The sequence below is a fragment of the Hydrotalea sp. genome (genome assembly GCF_049968455.1).
GTDB lineage: Bacteria > Bacteroidota > Bacteroidia > Chitinophagales > Chitinophagaceae > Hydrotalea.
Window position 1 is genome coordinate 23,193 of record NZ_JBMFQT010000005.1, and the last position, 20,535, is coordinate 43,727.

General features: G+C 35.9%; 13 protein-coding genes and 1 tRNA gene. 7 read left to right on the forward strand and 7 right to left on the reverse strand.

What is annotated here, in order from left to right; translation table 11 throughout:
• Positions 1–46 precede the first annotated feature (46 nt).
• Positions 47–484 (reverse strand): CBS domain-containing protein, encoded by a 438-nt coding sequence (locus ACP5P5_RS04720; protein WP_428284956.1) that lies wholly within the window; start codon positions 482–484, stop codon positions 47–49.
• A gap of 130 nt (positions 485–614) precedes the next feature.
• On the opposite strand from ACP5P5_RS04720, the gene ACP5P5_RS04725 reads away from it, so the two are divergent.
• A tRNA-Ser gene (locus ACP5P5_RS04725) sits at positions 615–699 on the forward strand.
• 81 nt (positions 700–780) lie between these two features.
• Here ACP5P5_RS04725 and ACP5P5_RS04730 read toward each other — a convergent pair.
• Together ACP5P5_RS04730 and ACP5P5_RS04735 are read right to left on the reverse strand one after the other, a co-directional pair.
• Positions 781–2,790: an LTA synthase family protein gene (locus ACP5P5_RS04730; RefSeq protein WP_428284957.1), complete on the reverse strand. Its 2,010-nt coding sequence runs from the start codon at positions 2,788–2,790 to the stop codon at positions 781–783.
• A gap of 81 nt (positions 2,791–2,871) precedes the next feature.
• Positions 2,872–3,582, reverse strand: a complete 711-nt coding sequence (locus tag ACP5P5_RS04735) for a C40 family peptidase (RefSeq protein ID WP_428284958.1) — start codon at positions 3,580–3,582, stop codon at positions 2,872–2,874.
• Positions 3,583–3,738: 156 nt separating this feature from the next.
• Here ACP5P5_RS04735 and dnaE point away from each other — a divergent pair, with 156 nt between their 5' ends.
• Entirely contained in the window at positions 3,739–7,416 is a 3,678-nt protein-coding gene (gene dnaE, locus ACP5P5_RS04740; protein WP_428284959.1) for a DNA polymerase III subunit alpha, read from the forward strand.
• A 185-nt stretch (positions 7,417–7,601) separates the two neighbouring features.
• On the forward strand, positions 7,602–7,919 hold the full coding sequence (gene trxA / locus ACP5P5_RS04745) for a thioredoxin (RefSeq protein WP_111293150.1): 318 nt from the start codon (positions 7,602–7,604) through the stop codon (positions 7,917–7,919).
• Positions 7,920–7,986: 67 nt separating this feature from the next.
• On the opposite strand, the gene ACP5P5_RS04750 is transcribed toward trxA, so the two are convergent.
• Complete coding sequence (locus ACP5P5_RS04750; protein WP_428284960.1) at positions 7,987–9,378, reverse strand: nucleoside permease; 1,392 nt, start codon at positions 9,376–9,378, stop codon at positions 7,987–7,989.
• Positions 9,379–9,425: 47 nt separating this feature from the next.
• Here ACP5P5_RS04750 and mqnE point away from each other — a divergent pair, with 47 nt between their 5' ends.
• A complete protein-coding gene (gene mqnE / locus ACP5P5_RS04755) occupies positions 9,426–10,607 on the forward strand; it encodes an aminofutalosine synthase MqnE (RefSeq protein WP_428284961.1) in 1,182 nt (393 codons plus the stop codon).
• A 43-nt stretch (positions 10,608–10,650) separates the two neighbouring features.
• On the opposite strand, the gene ACP5P5_RS04760 is transcribed toward mqnE, so the two are convergent.
• Positions 10,651–12,090, reverse strand: a complete 1,440-nt coding sequence (locus ACP5P5_RS04760) for an L-serine ammonia-lyase (RefSeq protein ID WP_428284962.1) — start codon at positions 12,088–12,090, stop codon at positions 10,651–10,653.
• 55 nt (positions 12,091–12,145) lie between these two features.
• On the opposite strand from ACP5P5_RS04760, the gene ACP5P5_RS04765 reads away from it, so the two are divergent.
• Both ACP5P5_RS04765 and ACP5P5_RS04770 read left to right on the forward strand, forming a co-directional pair.
• Positions 12,146–13,411, forward strand: a complete 1,266-nt coding sequence (locus ACP5P5_RS04765; RefSeq protein WP_428284963.1) for a serine hydrolase — start codon at positions 12,146–12,148, stop codon at positions 13,409–13,411.
• Between the two features lie 96 nt (positions 13,412–13,507).
• Positions 13,508–14,704 carry a pyridoxal phosphate-dependent aminotransferase gene (locus tag ACP5P5_RS04770; protein WP_428284964.1) on the forward strand — a complete coding sequence of 399 codons (1,197 nt, stop codon included), beginning with the start codon at positions 13,508–13,510 and terminating at the stop codon, positions 14,702–14,704.
• A gap of 112 nt (positions 14,705–14,816) precedes the next feature.
• Here the strand turns inward: ACP5P5_RS04770 and ACP5P5_RS04775 are convergent, their stop codons facing one another.
• Together ACP5P5_RS04775 and ACP5P5_RS04780 are read right to left on the reverse strand one after the other, a co-directional pair.
• Complete coding sequence (locus tag ACP5P5_RS04775) at positions 14,817–15,806, reverse strand: YpdA family putative bacillithiol disulfide reductase (RefSeq protein ID WP_428284965.1); 990 nt, start codon at positions 15,804–15,806, stop codon at positions 14,817–14,819.
• Between the two features lie 31 nt (positions 15,807–15,837).
• Positions 15,838–17,424 (reverse strand): peptide chain release factor 3, encoded by a 1,587-nt coding sequence (locus ACP5P5_RS04780; RefSeq protein ID WP_428284966.1) that lies wholly within the window; start codon positions 17,422–17,424, stop codon positions 15,838–15,840.
• Positions 17,425–17,690: 266 nt separating this feature from the next.
• On the opposite strand from ACP5P5_RS04780, the gene ACP5P5_RS04785 reads away from it, so the two are divergent.
• Positions 17,691–20,507: a TonB-dependent receptor domain-containing protein gene (locus tag ACP5P5_RS04785; protein WP_428284967.1), complete on the forward strand. Its 2,817-nt coding sequence runs from the start codon at positions 17,691–17,693 to the stop codon at positions 20,505–20,507.
• Positions 20,508–20,535 lie beyond the last annotated feature (28 nt).

Below are 20,535 nucleotides of genomic sequence, written 5' to 3' on the forward strand. Positions count from 1 at the left end.
CGGCAAAGATACAAAAAGCCAACGGTGTTAATATTAGCTTGTTGAACTAAGCAGATTGAATATAGCTATGCAATTGTTCAATTGTTTCTTTTTGATCGTGAATGGTTTCATAAATAACATCGTTAATGGAAACAATGCCGCAAAGTTTGTCGGTTGCATCAAAAACGGGTAAATAACGAATATTGTTATCACTCATAATATGCATACAACTTTCAATAGAAGTTTCAGGAGTAATGTGAGGAAGCCCGGTACTCATAATTTCAGCAACAGTAGTTGCTTCAGAATGTTTACCCATTAATATTACTTTACGAGCATAATCGCGTTCGGTAAGAAGGCCAATGTAAAGTTGATGTTCATCCCAAACAACTACAGAGCCAATATTTTTATCAGCCATTAATTTGAGTGCATCAAAAACAAGTGTTTGTGCAGGCACACCTATGGTATTGTTGCCTTTTCTGTTTAAAATGTCTTTTACTTTTTTCATGGCCAAAGCAGTTTTAAAGTGGTTAATGTTCAATGGAAAATACAATTTTAAATGCACATAAACAAAATTAAACACACCGAGTAAGTAATTTTTTTTGGAAGATAATTTGTCACGCCTTTATTTTGCATCCGGAGAGATGGCAGAGCGGTTTAATGCGGCGGTCTTGAAAACCGTTGACTGTAACAGGTCCGGGGGTTCGAATCCCTCTCTCTCCGCTCCCACAAAAAAACTCCTGAAATGCTCAGGAGTTTTTTTATTACTTATAACATTAAGTATTTTTTTGTTTTATAGACATATTATTTTTCGTTTACTTGCTTTTTGTTGTGATGTGTAATATAACGGGTGGTTTCATAAATGGCCTGCATCCAAGTTTGCATGCTTTTTTGTAAGGAGTCGGTTTGCGGGTTATGAGGAACAGGTGTATCATTAAGCATCGAAAACATTTTAATTTTTTCCGGTTTAGCAATAGGTTGTGTAACAAAGTATTGGTGTTGCAATAACCCTAACTCCTGCTGTTCACCTTCAAAAATAAAAGCCATGTTTTGGGTGGTATCTTTTACGTGCAATAAATCGCGCCCCATACTTGTATTAGTATATGGAATATTAGCTATGCCTGCTAAAATAGGCAACACATCAACCTGCGAAGCCAACATGGTGTGTTTTGCGGGCTTAACTAATTTTGGGGCATAAACTATAAATGGCACATGATTTTTAGTTAAACCTTGGCTTGTATAAACTTTAGGAAATAAAGCTTCTGCATTGCCTACTAAGCCATGGTCGCCTATAAATGCAATAATGGTATTATTGAAATAAGGTTCTTTTTGGATGGTTTCAATAAAATGCTGCACGTTGTAATCAAAATACCGAAAAGCATTGTATTCATCGTTAGAGGTGAATCCATATTTCAACAATGAGTCATTGGGTAAGGTAATTTTTTTAAACTGCTTTAAATCTTCCGCCGCAATGGAATAAGGCCGATGGTTATCGGCTGTTTGAATTATTGCAAAAAAAGGACGGGTTTGTTCTGCTAATACTTTATTGGCAGCTGTAAACAAATTATGATCGCTAATTCCCCAAACATCTAATCGTGGGTAGTTATAATCTTTTTCTTCGTATATATGAAGGCTATCAATATTATTTTCCAACAAGCCTTTTATATTAGCCCAACTGGTACTTCCACCAATAAAATAATAATGTCCGTAATTTTTAAAAGAATTAATAATGGTCTGCTGATCAACAATTTGCGGATTACGGCTGGCTGTTTTGTTTTGTTCAACATCGGTTAAACCGGTAATGGTGGTCCATACACCCCGGGCAGTACCAAAACCCGGCGTAAACATATGGTCGAAAAATATACTTTTTTCTGCTAATTGATCAATAAAAGGGGTACTATTTAATGGATTTCCGAATAAAGAACTTTTATAAGCACTAAAACTTTCTGAAATAACGAGAATGATGTTGGGGTGTGTAGCGGGTAAGCTGGTATCGGCAGGAATATGCCTCTCATAATTTAAGTTTACGGAATCAGGTTGCGTAATCCCCAAATAGTCCACCATTAATGGATAATATTTTCTGGCCAATGCTTCATTATAGGTTGATTGACGAAATGCCAAGGTGCTGAAAAAACTTTGGAAAGGATTTAAGGATGCTTGTGCATTAAAGTCGCTATTTAAGGAAAAAGCATCACTCCAACGTAAGGGGTATTGCTCAAATTTCCCAAATATGCCAAAGCCAAAAACCAAGAAGTAAATAATTGAAAAAAGCGTTCTTTTTGATTTAAAAGGCTCATAGCGTGCATCAGTAAGAGCTATTCGTTGATAGGTAAATCGTACCCACCAAAAACTTATGGCTACAAAAACAATCATTCCCAATACAATCCAAATAACATGATAGGTTTGCCATAACATTCCTAAAGAAATACGAGTATTATGCAAAAAATCGAGGGCCTGTGCGTTTAAGCGCACATCTAAATAAGCAAAATGGCCATAGTCAAAAGTGTAAAAAACGGTAAATACGACTATAGCAATGAACCAAATAAGAAAGGCAAATTTTTTACCCATTATAGTACGAAACGGATGAACGGGCTTAATTAAACCGAGTATTAGCATTAGAATAACCATGATACCCACATCCCGAGCATCAAATCGAAAACCCAGCCATAATACTTTGAAAAATGAACTCCAGGAAAAAGCTACGGTATTAAATAAAGTAAAAGTAAAAATACGAGCAACCGTCATAATAATGAAAAAAGTAATGGCTAATACCAATATCCAACGCTGTAAACGCGACAGTAGATTTTTTTGCATGTTAAAAAAGTACAGTTCAGTAAAAGGGTAAAATTAGGCTATTTTTGAAAGAAATAGGTATTAAGGAATTAGCTTTAAGCTTTACATATTTTGGCGAACCCTTCCCGCACCTCTATAAGCATGCTTCCAGTAAGGATCATTTAAATCGCTTATGGTAACACCACCACTAGATGAAGCATTCACAAATTTATTATTGGCCACATATATACCCACATGTGAAATTTGGCGACTTCTTCTGCCGCCGGTATGAAAGAAAACCAAATCCCCTTCTTGTAAAGAATCGTCCGGAATTTTGGTACTAACATTATATTGTTCCTGCGCTGTACGTGGCAAGTTAACGCCATACACATCACGCATGATAATAAAAGTTAATGCAGAACAATCAATACAATTCTTTGTACTTCCTCCTAAACAATAATTGGTGCCCCACCATTCTTCAATTTTTTGCAGCAATGCTATATCCGTTAATTTTTCAACAGTAGCATCTAAAATAATAGCATACTTCACCTGTAACCAATTGGCTTTTTCAATATTCACCCAATTGCGTGTATCCTCATTAGTAGTATTTAAATTTTTGATTTTAGAAGCATTGGTTTTATGTCTGGTATTTACCACATTTCCCGGAGTTACTTCTATGCCATCTATAAACTGGGGATTTCCTGCTTTACTGGCTTTTTGTGAATTGGCCAGCGAATTATCGTGAGCGGTAATTTTTCGTAAGGTTTTACAACTGGTTCCTACTACCAGCACTAATCCTGCAACAACTTTTAAAACCGTTATTTTCCTATACATAGTTTGCAAAATAAATAACCCTTTTATATGCATCCAAAACCTGCACAATTTTTTATGAATAACATTTATGAACAATGGAATGTGGATAATTTTTTTACATACAAGGGCCTGGTTTATTCAGTAATTTTGAATTTTCGATTGTAAAATTCAATAATCATGCCTCAATTTTCGCATTTACATGTTCACTCTCAATATTCTTTGTTAGATGGTGCAGCTTCTATTCAATCATTATATAAAAAAGCAGCTGCCCACCAAATGCCGGCGGTGGCTTTAACAGACCACGGCAATATGTTTGGTGTTTTCGATTTTGTAAATCAGGCATGGAAAAATACCAAAGTGGTGGGAAAAGATGCCAATGGAAAAGATATTGTTGAGCCCGTTATTAAACCTATTGTAGGCTGCGAATTTTATGTTGTTGAAAACAGACATATTAAAAACTTTACCAAAGACCAAAAAGATCATCGCTTCCATCAAGTATTATTAGCCAAAAACAAGCAGGGCTATCAAAATTTGATAAAACTTACTTCATTGGGTTTTATTGAGGGTATGTACAGTAAATATCCCAGAATTGATAAAGAACTTATTCTGCAATACCATGAGGGATTAATTGCCACAACTTGTTGTATAGGTGCTTATGTGCCGCAAACCATTTTAAAAGGTGATATGGAAAAAGCGGAACAAGAATTTAAATGGTGGTTAGATATTTTTGGCGATGATTACTATATTGAGCTGCAAAGGCACAACATAAAAGAGCAAGAAATTATTAACCAAACCTTGTTGCAGTTCTCAAAAAAATATGGTGTTCCAGTAATTGCTACCAATGATAGCCATTACACAGAAAGAGACGATTATAATGCACACGACATTTTACTATGTGTTAATACCGGAGAAAAGCAATCAACGCCGGGCTTTGATGACTTTATTAACGATGATGCACAAATCAGGAACCGCCGTTTTAAATTTCCAAACGACCAATTTTATTTTAAATCACCCGATGAAATGGTCAACCTATTTGCAGATGTGCCTCAAGCCATTGACAATACCAATGCCATTGTTGACAAAGTGGAGGTATTAAATTTAAAAAAAGATATTTTATTGCCCGCATTCCCTATTCCACCTGCATTTAAAATACATGCTGACGATAACCTAAACCAATGGGAATACCTTAAACATTTAACCTATGAGGGTGCTAAAGAACGCTATGGGGAAATTAATACTGCTACACAAGAGCGAATTGATTTTGAATTATTCACCATTAAAACAATGGGGTTTGCAGGCTACTTTTTAATTGTAAGCGATTTTATTAAAGCCGGAAGGAACTTAGGTGTGTTTGTGGGCCCTGGTCGTGGTTCAGCAGCGGGTTCAGTAGTGGCCTACTGTATAGGCATTACGAATATTGACCCTATTAAATACAACTTGCTATTTGAGCGCTTTTTAAATCCCGATCGAAAATCAATGCCTGATATTGATACCGATTTTGATGACGATGGCAGACAAAAAGTGATAGATTATGTGGTTGAAAAATATGGTAAAAATCAGGTAGCACAAATTATTACCTATGGCACAATGGCTGCCAAAAGCAGCATTAAAGATGTGGCCCGTGTAATGGATTTACCATTGGCAGAAGCCAATATGCTGGCCAAACTAGTGCCCGATAAACCCGGCACCGAATTGAAACGTGTTTTACATGCGCCCATTACCGCTAAAGAAGGTGAAAAATCGTTAGAAGAAAAAGAAGGATATACACCCGAAGACATTGAAAACATAAAAAAACTAAGAGAAATTTACGCAGGGAATGATATTAAAGCCCAAATATTAAAAGAAGCCGATAAACTGGAAGGTAGTATTAGAAATACCGGCATACACGCAGCAGGCATCATCATTGCTCCTAAAGATTTAACGGAATTAATTCCGGTGGCCACTGCCAAAGATTCTAACCTTTGGGTAACCCAAATTGAAGGTAGCAGTATTGAAGAAGCTGGCGTAATTAAAATGGACTTTTTGGGTTTAAAAACCCTTTCAATACTAAAAACCGCATTGGAATTGATTAAAAAAAATCATCAAATCACTATTGATTTAGATAATATTCCTTTGGATGATGAAAAAACTTTTCAACTATATCAACGCGGCGAAACAAATGGCACTTTCCAATTTGAAAGTGTAGGTATGCAAAAGTATTTACGCGAATTAAAGCCCGATAAGTTTGATGATTTAATTGCCATGAATGCTTTGTATCGCCCGGGACCTATAGCTTATATACCTAGCTACATAGCCCGAAAGCAAGGGCGTGAAGAAGTGGTGTACGACATTCCAGAGGCTGCACAATATTTAGATGACACTTATGGCATTACTGTTTACCAAGAGCAAGTAATGCTGCTTAGCCAAAGCTTGGCAGGATTTAGTAAAGGTGATGCAGATGTATTGCGAAAGGCCATGGGTAAAAAACAAAAAAGTGTGCTTGATAAAATGAAAGCACAATTTATTGAAGGTGGAAAAGCACGTGGTCACGCATTGGAAGCTTTAGAAAAAATGTGGACAGACTGGGAGGCATTTGCGCAATATGCTTTCAACAAATCTCATAGTACTTGTTATGCTTTTGTTGCTTACCAAACTGCTTACCTCAAAGCACATTACCCTGCAGAGTATATGGCAGCGGTTTTGAATCACGCAGGCAGCATAGAAAAAATTACATTTTTTATGGAAGAATGTAAGCGCATGGGTATTAAAGTTTTAGGACCCGATATTAATGAATCGCTGAAAGGATTTGCTGTAAACAAAAAAGGGGAAATACGTTTTGGATTAGGTGGCATAAAAGGCGTTGGAGAAGCAGCCATTGAAAATATTATTGAAGAGAGAGACAAAAACGGACAGTTTAAACATATTTTCCATTTTATTCAACGGGTAAATCAGCGTAGTGTAAATAAAAAGTCACTTGAAAGCCTAGCCTACAGCGGTGCATTCGATTGCTTTCCTCAAATGAACCGAGCACAATTTTTTGCGAAAGGAGATGGTGATAAATATACCAACCTGGAAAAGATAATTAATTATGGGGCGGCCAGTACACAAGCTAAAAATGGGCATGGCAATACCCTATTCGGCGAAATGTCGAGTGCTATGGAAATACCTTTACCCAAATTAGCAGAATGTGAAGAATGGCCACTCACTGAAAAATTAAATTATGAAAAAGAAGTAACCGGAATGTTTATGAGTGGGCATCCATTAGATCATCATCGTTTTGAATTGAAACACTACAACCTATTAGAAATAGCAGAATTCAATGAAATAAAAAACGATACCGCATTAATTAAACAAGCAGCAAACTTAACGGTACGACTAGCCGGCTTAATTGTTGATGTGCAACATAGGGTAACCAAAACCGGTAAAAACTTTGGCACTTTTGTTTTAGAAGATTTTACAGGAAAAACCGAGTTTACCTTGTGGAGCGAAGATTATGTAAAATTTCAAAACTACTTAGAAGTGGGTCGAAAAATATTCTTATCCGGTAATTTCCGACAACGTTTTAAAAACGATACGAATTTTGAGCTAAAAATTAATCAACTTTTTTTGTTAGAAACTTTAAAAGAAAGAAATACAAGGGTACTTGAACTAAATTTAGAACCTGCCAGTATTACAAAAGAATGGATTGAATTTTTAAATGAAAATGTAAAAGCTTTCCCGGGCAAAACTTTGTTGAAATTTAATATTGTGGATGATGATGAAAATTTAAAAATTAGCTTGTATAACAATGAAACAGGCATATTATTGAATGACGAGTTAATTAATTTTTTACAAAACCATCCTGAAGTAAAAGTGAGTGTACACCTGCAAAATTAAACTAACTATTAAACTGACTATTTGCCTTAGTATTGTACTGTTAAAGACTGAATGTCGCTGTTAAAGTCATCCGAAAGTCATAATTAACAGTCGTGTATAACTGTTTTGACAGGTATAAATAGTTTGGATTTAATTTTGCGTTCAATATTTATAAATTAATTTTTAAACCTTATAAACTTGTACAAATGGCTTTAGAATTTACTGATGCAAACTTCTCTACAGAAGTGTTAGCAAGTGATAAATTAACTATGATTGATTTTTGGGCTGAATGGTGTGGTCCTTGCCGTGCTATAGGTCCCGTTGTTGAAGAACTAGCAAAAGAATATGAAGGCGTAGTAAAAGTGGGTAAATTAAATGTTGACCACAATCCACAAGTAAGTTTAAACTATGGCATTACCAGTATTCCTGCTATTCTTTTTATTAAAAACGGTCAAGTAGTTGATAAATTGGTGGGCGCACAGCCTAAAGCCAATTTCGTTAAGAAAATTGAAGCACACAAATAGTTATAACTTCTAAAGTTAAAATAAGAGGCCATCTTTTTAAAGCATGGCCTCTTTCATTTTCATTATGTTAATGATGAAATTGTGCAACTTCTTCAGGCCTATGCCGATGCCTGAATAACAAAAGAAACAAAACTGCAATGATAATGGCATAACTGGCAAATGATATCCATATTCCATACCAATCCAAACTATTATCCGAATGTGTAAAAAATTTGGAAATAGCATACCCACTAATTCTACTGCCTAATAAAGCACCTATACCATTGGTCATCATCATAAAAATACCTTGTGCACTGGCACGTATATCGGGTTTTATTTGTGTATCTACAAACAAGGAACCCGTTATATTAAAAAAGTCGAATGCCATACCATAAACAATGCACGATAGAATAATCATCCACAACCCATTACCCGGATTTCCATAAGCAAATAACCCAAACCGAAATACCCAGGCCAGCATGCTCAGCAGCATTACAATTTTTATCCCAAATTTTCTTAAGAAGAACGGAATAGCCAGAATAAACAAGGTTTCAGAAATTTGAGAAATAGACATGATAATGGCAGGATACTTTACTGCAATGGTGTTTTTATATTCGTCAATTTTAGCAAAATCGTGTAAAAAGGTATCACCATAGGCGTTGGTTAATTGCTGTGCTGCGCCCAACAACATTGCAAATATGAAAAACAAAGCCATTTTGTATTGGCCAAATAATTTAAAAGCTTTCAGTCCCAACATTTCACCCAACGATTTTCTTTCGCCGGCTTTAGCCATAGGTACACATTTGGGCAAGGTAAATGCATAAACACCAAATATTAATGAAGCAACAGCTGCAACATAAAATTGGTCGGCCGAAGTTTCAATATGCAGTAAACTAACTATCCACATGGCAACAATAAACCCAATAGTACCCCATACACGGATGGGAGGAAAGTCTTTAATGGTATCCTTCCCATTTTTAATTAAAATGGTGTATGAAACCGAATTAGCCAATGCCAGTGTGGGCATATAAAAAATCATGTATAATAACAACACCCAGAAAAAAGAATCAGGATTATTGATGGCAGGGAGATAAAACAAAATGATGGCACCAATTAAATGACACAAACCAAGAAGTCTTTCTGCATTAATCCATCTATCGGCAATAATACCCATGATGGCAGGCATAAAAATGGCAGAAATACCCATGGTGGAAAAAATTTTCCCGAAATCTTCACCGGTCCATCCTTTGTTTTGAAACCAGTAAGCACCCACAGTTATTAACCAGGAACCCCAAATAAAGAATTCTAAAAAGCTAAGCACTATTAATCTCAACTTAACATTCATTGCATTTGATTTTTCATCTTGCATTTCAACAGCAAAACCTTCTTCTATAAGGCAGCCATTTAGGCAAGCAAGGTTAGCAATTAAATAAAGCAGGGAAGATAGTAATTTTTGCCAATTACTTAACAATCTATTCATACTAACGTTTATAATGGTAGTTTTGCAAATCAAAAAAAGAAGCAATCATGTTTACTACTATAGTATCGGAATCATTGCAAGTTCTTATTCAAACTGCCGATAAAACTTTACAACCTATTGCAGAAAAAATCATCAATCGGCAACGCATTAGTTTTGACGAAGGCGTTGCATTGTTTGAAAAAGGCAGCTTGCCTTTTTTAGGCGCATTGGCGAATTATGTTCGCGAACAAATGCATGGCGACACTACTTATTTTAATAGGAATTTCCATATTGAACCTACTAATGTTTGTGTATTTAGTTGTAAATTCTGTGCCTATTCACGCTTATATGCCCACCGTGAAGAAGGCTGGGAATTAAGTATTGACCAAATGCTAAACATTGTTAAAAGCTACGATGGAAAACCTGTTACAGAAGTGCATATTGTAGGTGGGGTTCATCCTAAAATGGATTTGGCGTTTTTTACTACTTTATTAAAAGCCATTAAAACACATCGCCCCGACCTTCATATTAAAGCATTTACCCCGGTTGAGTTAGATTATATGTTTAGAAAAGCGAAGGTTTCAGCAGAAGAAGGTATGCGTATTGCACATGAAGCAGGTTTAGATTCTTTACCAGGTGGTGGCGCTGAAATTTTTCATGCTGATATTCGCCAACAAATTTGTGCCGATAAAGTTGATGCAGAAGGATGGTTGCGAATTCATAAGGCTGCACACCAATTGGGTATGCACAGCAATGCCACTATGTTATATGGCCATATAGAAGAATACTGGCACAGAATTGACCATATGGAACGTCTTCGCCAACTGCAAGATGAAACAGGTGGCTTTAACACTTTCATTCCATTAAAGTTCAGGAACAAAGACAATGAAATGAGCCATGTACCCGAATCAACCGTTGTTGAAGATTTGAAAATGTATGCAGTTGCTCGTTTGTATTTAGATAATTTTCCGCATATAAAAGCCTACTGGCCTATGTTAGGTCGTAAGAACGCTCAACTTACTTTGCAATTTGGTGTAAATGATATTGATGGTACCATTGATGATTCCACCAAAATTTATTCAATGGCAGGCAGTGAAGAACAAAACCCAAGTATGAGCACCGCCGATTTAGTTACTTTAATTAAACAAGTACATCGCAAACCGGTTGAACGCGATACTTTGTACCATGTAATTAGAGATTACTCTTCACTAAGCCATGAGGAAATAGTGGCCAATCCATTACTAAATTAATCAGCATTCATAGGATGAACCGACAAGATTAAAACTAAATAGCTTAACATTCACTAAGGCTTAATGGCACATGCACTGCCAAACCACCGTCGGAGGTTTCTTTGTATTTACTGTTCATATCTAAAGCAGTATCCCACATGGTTTTAATAACCTTGTCAAGGCTAACTTTTGCAAAATCGGGTGCACTTTGCAGTGCCAATTGAGAAGCTGTAATAGCTTTAATTGCTCCCATGGTATTGCGTTCTATACAAGGTATTTGTACCAATCCACCAATTGGGTCGCAGGTTAAACCTAAATGATGTTCCATAGCTATTTCAGCAGCCATTAAAGCTTGCCTTTGGCTACCGCCTAAACTTTCGGTAAGTGCTCCCGCAGCCATAGCGCTGCTTACGCCAATTTCAGCCTGACATCCACCCATAGCGGCAGATATAGTGGCACCTTTTTTAAATATAGAACCTATTTCAGATGCGGTTAATAAAAAGCGAATAATTTTATCGGGTTCATTTCCATTGCAAAAACATACCAAGTATTGTAATACGGCAGGTATTACTCCTGCAGCCCCATTGGTGGGGGCAGTAACAACTCGTCCAAAAGCCGCGTTTTCTTCATTAACAGCTAAGGCAAAACAACTTACCCAATCTAACGTGTATTGAAATGCATTACCCCCTGCCCTAATTTTTTGTAACCAATCATCGTAATTCGCATCGGGCATTCCATTCATTAACTTCTTATTCAAATCAAAAGCTCTACGTTTTACTTTTAAGCCACCCGGCAATTCACCTTGGGTATGACATCCGCGGTAGATACAATCTCGCATTGTTTCCCAAATATGTAAAATGCCTTTACGCGTAGCTTCTTCACTCCGCCAAGCCAATTCGTTCTCCATTACCACATCACTAATGCTTAAGCCCTTCATGCACCAACTTAGTAAATCCTGCGCCGTGTCAATAGGAAAAGGCAAATCAACAGCCGTTTGGTTATTAGCAGCTGCTGCACCCCCTTCCTGAACAATAAAACCACCGCCAATGGAATAATAAGTAGATGCCATTTCTTTACCATCTTCCATTGTAATTAAAAAAGTCATGCCATTAGGATGATAAGGCAGACTTTCATTTTTTAAAAAAACAATATCTGCACTTGGTTCAAAAGGAATGGCTTTTTTACTATGCAACAGCAATGTTTTATTGGCTTTAATAGTTTCAATTTTAGGTATAATGGTATTAACATCAATCGTTTCAGGGTCTTCACCGCAAAGCCCCATCAGTACTGCGATATCAGTACCATGTCCATGGCCTGTTTTGGCCAAAGACCCATATAATAAAACCTGCATTTTTTTTACTTGCTTAATGTCATTCTTCTGTTCAACATCTTTTAAGCATTGCAATGCAGCACGCCAAGGCCCTAAAGTATGAGAACTGGAAGGACCAACACCTATTTTAAATATATCGAATACCGATATAGCTTCATGCATTTCATTTTTCATACTACAAAATTACGAACCACTTGTAACGAATGTTGCAAGATGTTTATATTTGATTATGCTTCAAAAAATCTTAGTTTTCTTTATAACAATAGCATTAATTGCCTGCCATACACCCAAAAAAATGATACAAACCCACCTTCCGATTAATTTTTTAGAAACATTAATGCAACAGCATTCACCAGAATTTGGAAGTATTTTAGAAAACAGAAATAATTGGAATGTACAAATCATTTACACACAAATTAATCGCGATAAAAATAATATTCCGCACTTTGAGGAATATTATTTCAATGTTGACACTAACCGCTACTTTTATCCGGCCAGTACGGTTAAAATGCCCGTAGCTTTTTTAGCGCTGGAAAAATTGCACCAGCTTAACTTACCTGGTGTAAATGCTAATACTACGCTTATTACTGATAGCAGCGCAACTCAACAAACTTTTGTATTTACGCAACCTACTGCCATTGATAGTAGGCCTACTATTGCCAACTACATTAAACAAATTTTTTTAGTAAGCGACAATGATGCATTTAACAGATTGTACGAGTTTTTAGGGCAAAAAACCCTTCTACAACAGTTGCAGCAAAAAGGCTATCCCAATGCACTTATCAGGCATCGTTTAGAAGTAAATTTAACAGATGAACAAAATAGGCTCACCAATGCCTGTAGCTTTTATGATACCAGCGGTCAATTATTGTGGCATCAACCGGCACAATACAACGATGGGCCATTGCCGAACCTGCAAGTATATTTAGGTAAAGGATATTATCAAAACCATCAACTCATCAATGCACCCTTCAACTTCTCGCAAAAAAATCGTTTATACCTGCAAGATCTTACCAATATTTTACGATCTGTTTTATTTCCACAATCCGTACCATCCACCTCAAGATTTGATATAACTGAGGCCGATAGGCAATTTCTATTGCATTGGATGAGTGCCTATCCGCATGAAAGTAATTATCCTTACTACGATACTGCTCATTATTGGGATGCTTATTGTAAGTTTTTATTGTTTGGATCGGAAAAAGGCAGCCTTCCTTCTAACATAAGAATTTTTAATAAAGTGGGCGATGCATACGGATTTTTAACTGATGTGGCTTACATCATCGACACCAAAAACAACATTGAATTCATGCTAAGTGCCACTATTTTGTGCAATTCAAAGGGCATTTTTAATAGCAATGATTATGATTATGAAACTATAGGTTATCCTTTCATGAAAAACATTGGCAAAATTGTATATGAATATGAATTAAATCGCAAACGCCCCTACCCACCCAATTTATCAGATTTTATACTTCAATACCAAAATCAATAAAAATTATTTATTTTTTTCGGCATCTACTGAAATTTATCTAATAAACCTGTTCATTAATTAAGTACATTTGGTGCCGTTTAAAAAAGCCATTGAATCATGAGCACCAATTTATCTACCCTATTAAATCGTTTTAGCGAACCGGAAACTTTAAAAATGGCCAAATTAGGCCGGGAATTAAGAGCCAAAGGAATTGACGTTATTGACTTAAGTTTAGGCGAGCCCGATTTTGATACCCCACAACATATTAAAGAGGCTGCAATTAAAGCTATTAATGACAACTGGAGTCATTACACACCCGTATCTGGTTATCCCGATTTAAAAGAAGCTGTTTGCACCAAATTAAAACGCGATAACAATTTAGATTATAAGCCAGAAAATATTATTGTTTCAACCGGTGCCAAACAAACACTGGCCAATGCTATTCTGGCTTTGGTTGATGAAGGCGATGAAGTAATTATTCCCACACCTTATTGGGTAACTTATTCCGAACTGGTAAAAATTGCCCGTGGCCATGTGGTTGAAATTAATACCACTGTTGAGCAAAATTTTAAAATTACCCCCGCCCAATTAGAAGCAGCCATTACCTCAAATACCCGTGTTTTTCTTTTTTCCTCTCCCTGCAATCCATCAGGCGCAGTATATACCAAAGAAGAATTAGCTGCATTGGTAAAAGTATTTGAAAAGCACCCACGCATCACCATTCTATCCGATGAAATTTATGAATATATTAATTTCATTGGCAACCACGAAAGCATAGCACAATTCCCTTCCATTAAAGATCATGTTGTTGTAATTAACGGATTAAGTAAAGGTTTTGCTATGACGGGCTGGCGTTTAGGTTACATGGCAGCCAATACAGATATTGTAAAAGCCTGCGAAAAATTACAAGGACAATTCACCAGTGGTACTTGCTCCATCACACAACGTGCAGCCATTGCCGCACTTACCGGCGATTTAGCATCAAGCCGCGCCATGACCGCCGAGTTTGCACGACGCCGTGAAAAAACCATGCAATTGGTAAACAGTATTCCCGGATTTAAATGCTTTGAACCGCAAGGTGCATTTTACGTTTTCCCCGATGTTAGTGCTTACTACGGCAAAAAATTCGGCAACGAAACCGTAGCCAATTCAGGCGATTTAAGCATGTTCATTTTAAACGAAGCACATGTGTCATCAGTAATGGGCGATGCTTTTGGCGAACCTAATTGCATTCGTTTTTCATTTGCCAACAGTATGGAAAACATTGAAAAAGCCTGGGAACGTATAAAAAATGCTTTAACCAAACTCAATTAATTTTATTAATAGCAGAATAGTATTTATGTAGTCAGCTGCATAACATTGGGTATCGCCTGTTGCGTCGCACACTTGTACTTGCAGAACCTTATGCAGCTGATTTTTTTAAAAATTACAATACCTTTTTTTCAGCAATATGCTGCAAAATTTTTACGGCATGCTCTCTTGAGTTTTCAATAAATAAACGATGGGTGTTATAACCTCCGCAAACCACACCGGCCAAATAAATGCCGGCAACATTGGTTTCATGCGTAGCTTCATCATAAGTGGGTTTTTGCACACCATCGTCCGACAATTCAATTCCTAAATTGCGCAAAAAAGAAAAGTTGGGCTGGTAGCCAGTAGCAGCAATTACCCATTGGTTGGGAATAGTAATGTTCCCGCCAGGTGTTTGTATGTGTACATGATGGGGCTCAATTGTAGTAATAACAGAATTGAAATAAGCTTTTATGGAACCTTTCTCAATGCGGTTTATAATATCGGGCCGTACCCAATATTTTACCCTTTCACCAATTTGGCTTTCGCGAACCACCATGGTAACGTTAGCACCTTTACGCCAGGTTTCCAATGCCGCGTCTACGGCAGAATTATTAGCACCCACTACCACAACATCCTGAAAAGCATAAAAATGTGGGTCCTTATAATAATGTGTAACCTTGGGTAAATCTTCACCCGGCACATTCAATAATAAAGGAATATCGTAAAAACCGGTTGCAACTATAATGTTGTGAGCATAGTATTGTTGCTTAATTGTACTAACTTTAAAACACAAAGGCAGTTGCATTGTTTTAGTAACCGCTGTAACTTCTTCGAACAAATGAATGTGTAATTGTTCTTTTAAAGTAACACGTCTATAATATTCTAAAGCCTCATTACGTGTAGGTTTCGCAGCAATACTAACAAAGGGAATATCGCCAATTTCAAGCCTATCTGAGGTAGAAAAGAAGGTCATATTCATAGGGTAATGGTATAATGAATTCACCAAACATCCCTTTTCTAAAATTAAATAATTTAACTGTTTCTTTTTAGCCTCAATAGCACAAGCTAAACCAATAGGACCACCACCAATTATAATAACATCAAATATTTCACTGTGTTCCATAAATTAAATTTTGTACGAACGGTATGCCACGTTATTTATGCACTTCACTTGTAAAGTGAAAAGTAATATCAGGATTGTTTGTGATTTCTGTGTTTAAGAACCATTCACTTTGTGCCAGATACACCGGCTGACCATCTTTATCTTCTGCAGTATTTTGTTGTTTAAAGCGCAAAAAATCTTCTAACTTTTTACTATCCTTGCTCGTTAACCAGCAGGCTTTATAAAAGGGTAAAGGCCTAAACTCAACCGAAGCACCATATTCTTGTAATAAGCGATATTGTATTACTTCAAATTGCAAATCGCCAACACAACCAATAATTTTTTTAGAACCACCAAATTGTGTAAACAATTGAGCCACACCTTCATCGGTTAATTGCTGAATACCTTTTTCCAATTGCTTGGCCTTCATGGGGTCTTTATTCACCAATTCTTTAAATATTTCCGGCGAAAAAGTAGGAATGCCTAAAAAATAAAAATTATCCCCTTCAGTAAGTGTATCTCCAATTTTAAAATTGCCGGTATCAAATAAACCCACTACATCACCCGGATAGGCATCTTCAATTACATCTTTACTTCGTGCCAAAAATGAATAAGGATTGCTAAAACGAATATCCTTATCCAATCGTACATGATGGTAATATTTATTGCGTTCAAACTTGCCACTACAAACCCGTAAAAAAGCAATTCTATCCCTATGTCTTGGGTCTAAATTGGCATGAATTTTAAATACAAAGCCACTAAATTTATCATCGTTAGGCGCTATTGCACCGGAAGAGGTTTCTCTTTGCTTTGGCGTGGGAGCTATTTGAATAAAAGTATTCAACATTTCTTGTACACCAAAGTTGTTTACAGCACTACCAAAAAATACGGGAGCTACTTTTCCTGTTAAATAATCGGCAACATTTAAATCACCATGTACGGCTTCTATTAATTCAACATCTTCGCGTAATTGGTTGGCATCTCGTTCACCAATTTTCATGTCAATAAATTCATCTCCTAGATCACTCAAATGAATCGCATCCTCATCATCTGCTTTTGTACCGGCAGTAAATAGCAAAAGATTTTTTTCAACCAAGTTATAAACCCCTTTAAAATCCTTACCACTATTAATGGGCCAGGTCATAGGATGAAGGGATATGTTCAATTCTTTTTCAATTTCCTCTAACAAATCAAAGCGGTTTTTACCATCACGATCCATTTTATTAATAAACACAATTACCGGTGTATCACGCATACGACACACTTCCATCAACCGCCTGGTTTGCTCTTCTACCCCATTTACGCTATCAACCACTAATACAACACTATCTACTGCTGTTAATGTACGATAGGTATCTTCAGCAAAATCTTTGTGGCCTGGAGTATCTAATAAATTAATTAAAAAGCCATTGTATTCAAAAGTCATTACACTGGTTGCCACCGAAATACCTCTTTGCTTTTCAATTTCCATAAAATCGCTGGTGGCATGCTTTTTAATTTTGTTGCTTTTTACAGCTCCTGCAGTTTGAATAGCTCCACCAAACAACAATAATTTTTCAGTTAAGGTAGTTTTACCGGCATCGGGGTGCGATATAATGGCAAATGTTTTTCTACGTTCAATTTCCGTTTGATAATTCATTGATAAATACCCTACTACTTTTAGTTTTTTACAAATAAGTGGCGCAAAGGTACAAAATTGAAGGTGAATGGCTTTGATTACATTAAGGCCTGTATTTGGGTGCCTTTAGTTAAAGTTAAAAAGCATATGAATGACATGATAGAAAAGTTAAAAAAATTCACTTTATGTTATCAAATTATTATCAAAATATAATATAATTATTAAGTTGGTTTAAACGGATAAATCAAAATTTTAGCACGATTAGTTTTGCACAAAATCAAAACTACATGCAACCTAATTTAGTTAAAAAAGTTTTACTGCTTTTAGTATTACATATTTTTTGTATTGGCCTAGCAATGGCCGGCGAAATTAAAGGCAAAGTTTTCGATGCAACAACAGGGGAACCTTTAATTGGAGCAACCGTAACACTTGAGAAAGGAGAACAAAAATTTACGACTGCTGTAAACTTAGATGGTTCATTTGCATTTAGAAAAATGCCTGTAGGCAAATACGAATTAAAAATTAAATACGTTGGTTATGAAAGTGTAAAAGAGGTAAAGATTAACTTAAAAAATGAGAGAGATATTGCTACCTACACTTTTAATCTTAATCAAAAAAATACCAATTTAAAAGAAGTTGTAGTTGTTTCTGGTGCAGGCCATAATACTGATAAATATACAAGAAGCCTGGAAAAAAACGCTGATTATGTTCAAAATATACTTTCAGAAAAAACAATTGAATTATTGCCAGACGTTACAGTTGCAAATGCATTACAACGTGTTAGTGGTGTTACCATACAACGCAATAGCAGTGGTGAAGGAAGATATGCTATTATTAGAGGCATAGATCAACGTTACAATAACGTTTTAGTGAATGGCATTAAAATTCCTAGCCCGGATGATAAATATCGCTTTGTTCCAATGGACATATTTCCATCGGATATGTTAGAACGTTTAGAGGTTATTAAAACATTAACACCTAATATGGAGGGTGATGCAATTGGAGGTACATTGAACCTGGTAATGAAAAATGCACCAAACCATTTTTTATTAAATGTGAATAGTGCTGTAGGATATTCCACTTTATTCTCGAATAGACCTTTTAGTGCATTTGATCATAGTGGCATTAACTTAAAATCACCTGCAGAAATTTATGGGAACAATTACGCAGCAACACAAAATGATTTTCCAAGAAGCAATATAGAATACCATGATAAAAACAACCCAATTAATGGGACTTTAGGTTTAACTGTTGGTAATAGATTTTTAAATCAGCGTTTAGGCATTGTTTTTGCAGCTAGTTATCAAAATTTTTACAGAGGTTCTAACTCAGACTTTTTTATACCTAATGCACAACCTGATCCGGGTAATGTTCCGGTTTTTACGGATATTTTACTTAGAAGATATTCTGTTCAAACAAATAGAATTGGACTGCATAATAAAATAGATTATGTATTTAATAACCGTAATAAAATTTCATTATACAATTTATATGTAAACCAAAACGAATACCAAACAAGATACACTGTTGATTCGGTTTTAGCCATTCAAAGAACGGGTCCCGGATCAGGTAATGTATCTATTTACAACCGAAGCAGATGGCAAAAACAGAGTATTTATAATGCCACGCTACAGGGTGATCATACAATAAATGATCAACTAAAATTAAATTGGAGTGCAGTTTATTCAATAGCTAAACAAGCATTGCCCGACATGACTGAATATAAAGTTGACCATGCAGTTACTACCGATTTAAATTCAGGCGTAGTTACTGTATCACCTTCAATTACACAAACAATGGAAAGTATTTGGCAAAGGAATTCTGATCAAGATTTGGCAGGATACTTAAATGCAACTTATAATAAACACATTATTAAAGATATTGAATTTGCCTTTGGAGGACTTTATCGTTACAAAACCAGAGACAATTACTACAATGATTACATATTAAATCCAGTATTGGTAAATGGTGCCCCACAAATATTTACTGATATTGCATCTGCAAATTATAATTTTAAAATACCGGATAATGCAAAAGGCATAAACTCTGCATTAACTCCAAATAATTATACTGCACATGAAAAAATTGGTGCTGGTTATCTACAAGCCAAATTCAACCCTATTGAAAAGTTGCAAGTACTAGGTGGTGTAAGAGTTGAAAACACGCAACAAGATTATACAACGGTAATGCCTGCAACTTTTAACGCTAAACAAGGCACTATAAAGTATACGGATGTTTTACCAAGTATTCATTTTAAATATGCTTTATCAGCCAAAGAAAACTTAAGGCTTTCCTACTTTAAATCAATTAGCCGACCTGGATTTTATGAAATTACACCTTACTTAATTCCGGGTGAGTATTTTAATGAAATTGGTAACCCATATTTAAAACATGTACGCGCTGATAATTTAGATTTGAGATATGAATTATTTCCCGGAGGTGCTGACCAGTTTCTAGTTGGTGCTTTTTATAAAGAATTACAAAATCCTATAGAAAATTTTGTGGTAAGAAACGGAGGTCCTTCAGCACAATTTATTCAGCCACAGAATACTAATAAAGCTACCAATTACGGAATTGAATTGGTTTACACAAAATACATAGGCATGTTTGGTATTTCGGCAAATTATACCTATACGCATTCACAAGTAACTACTGACAAAAATTACTATTACAGAGATCCTTCCACAGGACAAATTTCTACAAAACTAGTATCGCAAACAAGGCCGCTACAGGGACAAGCCGATAACATTGGAAATCTTTCTTTATTGTATAAGAACCCAAAAATTGGTTTAGATGTACAACTTGCCTACGTATACACAGGGGAACGCATTGCGCAAGTATCTCCGTATGCTAATTTAGATTATTGGCAACAACCTTATAGCCAGCTCGATTTTTCAATTGAACAGAGAATAATAAAAAGATTTTCTTTCTATGCAAAAGTTAACAACTTAACAAATGCAATTCCTAAGGTATACATTAAGCAACCCAATAACTACATAAAAGGGAACAATGCATTACCTGATCAAGACAATAGCAACAAGATTCTAGTACAAAAAGACATGTATTATATGTCATTCTTAACTGGGTTAAGATTTAAGTTCTAAACCTCATTCAATTGAAATAAAAATGAAT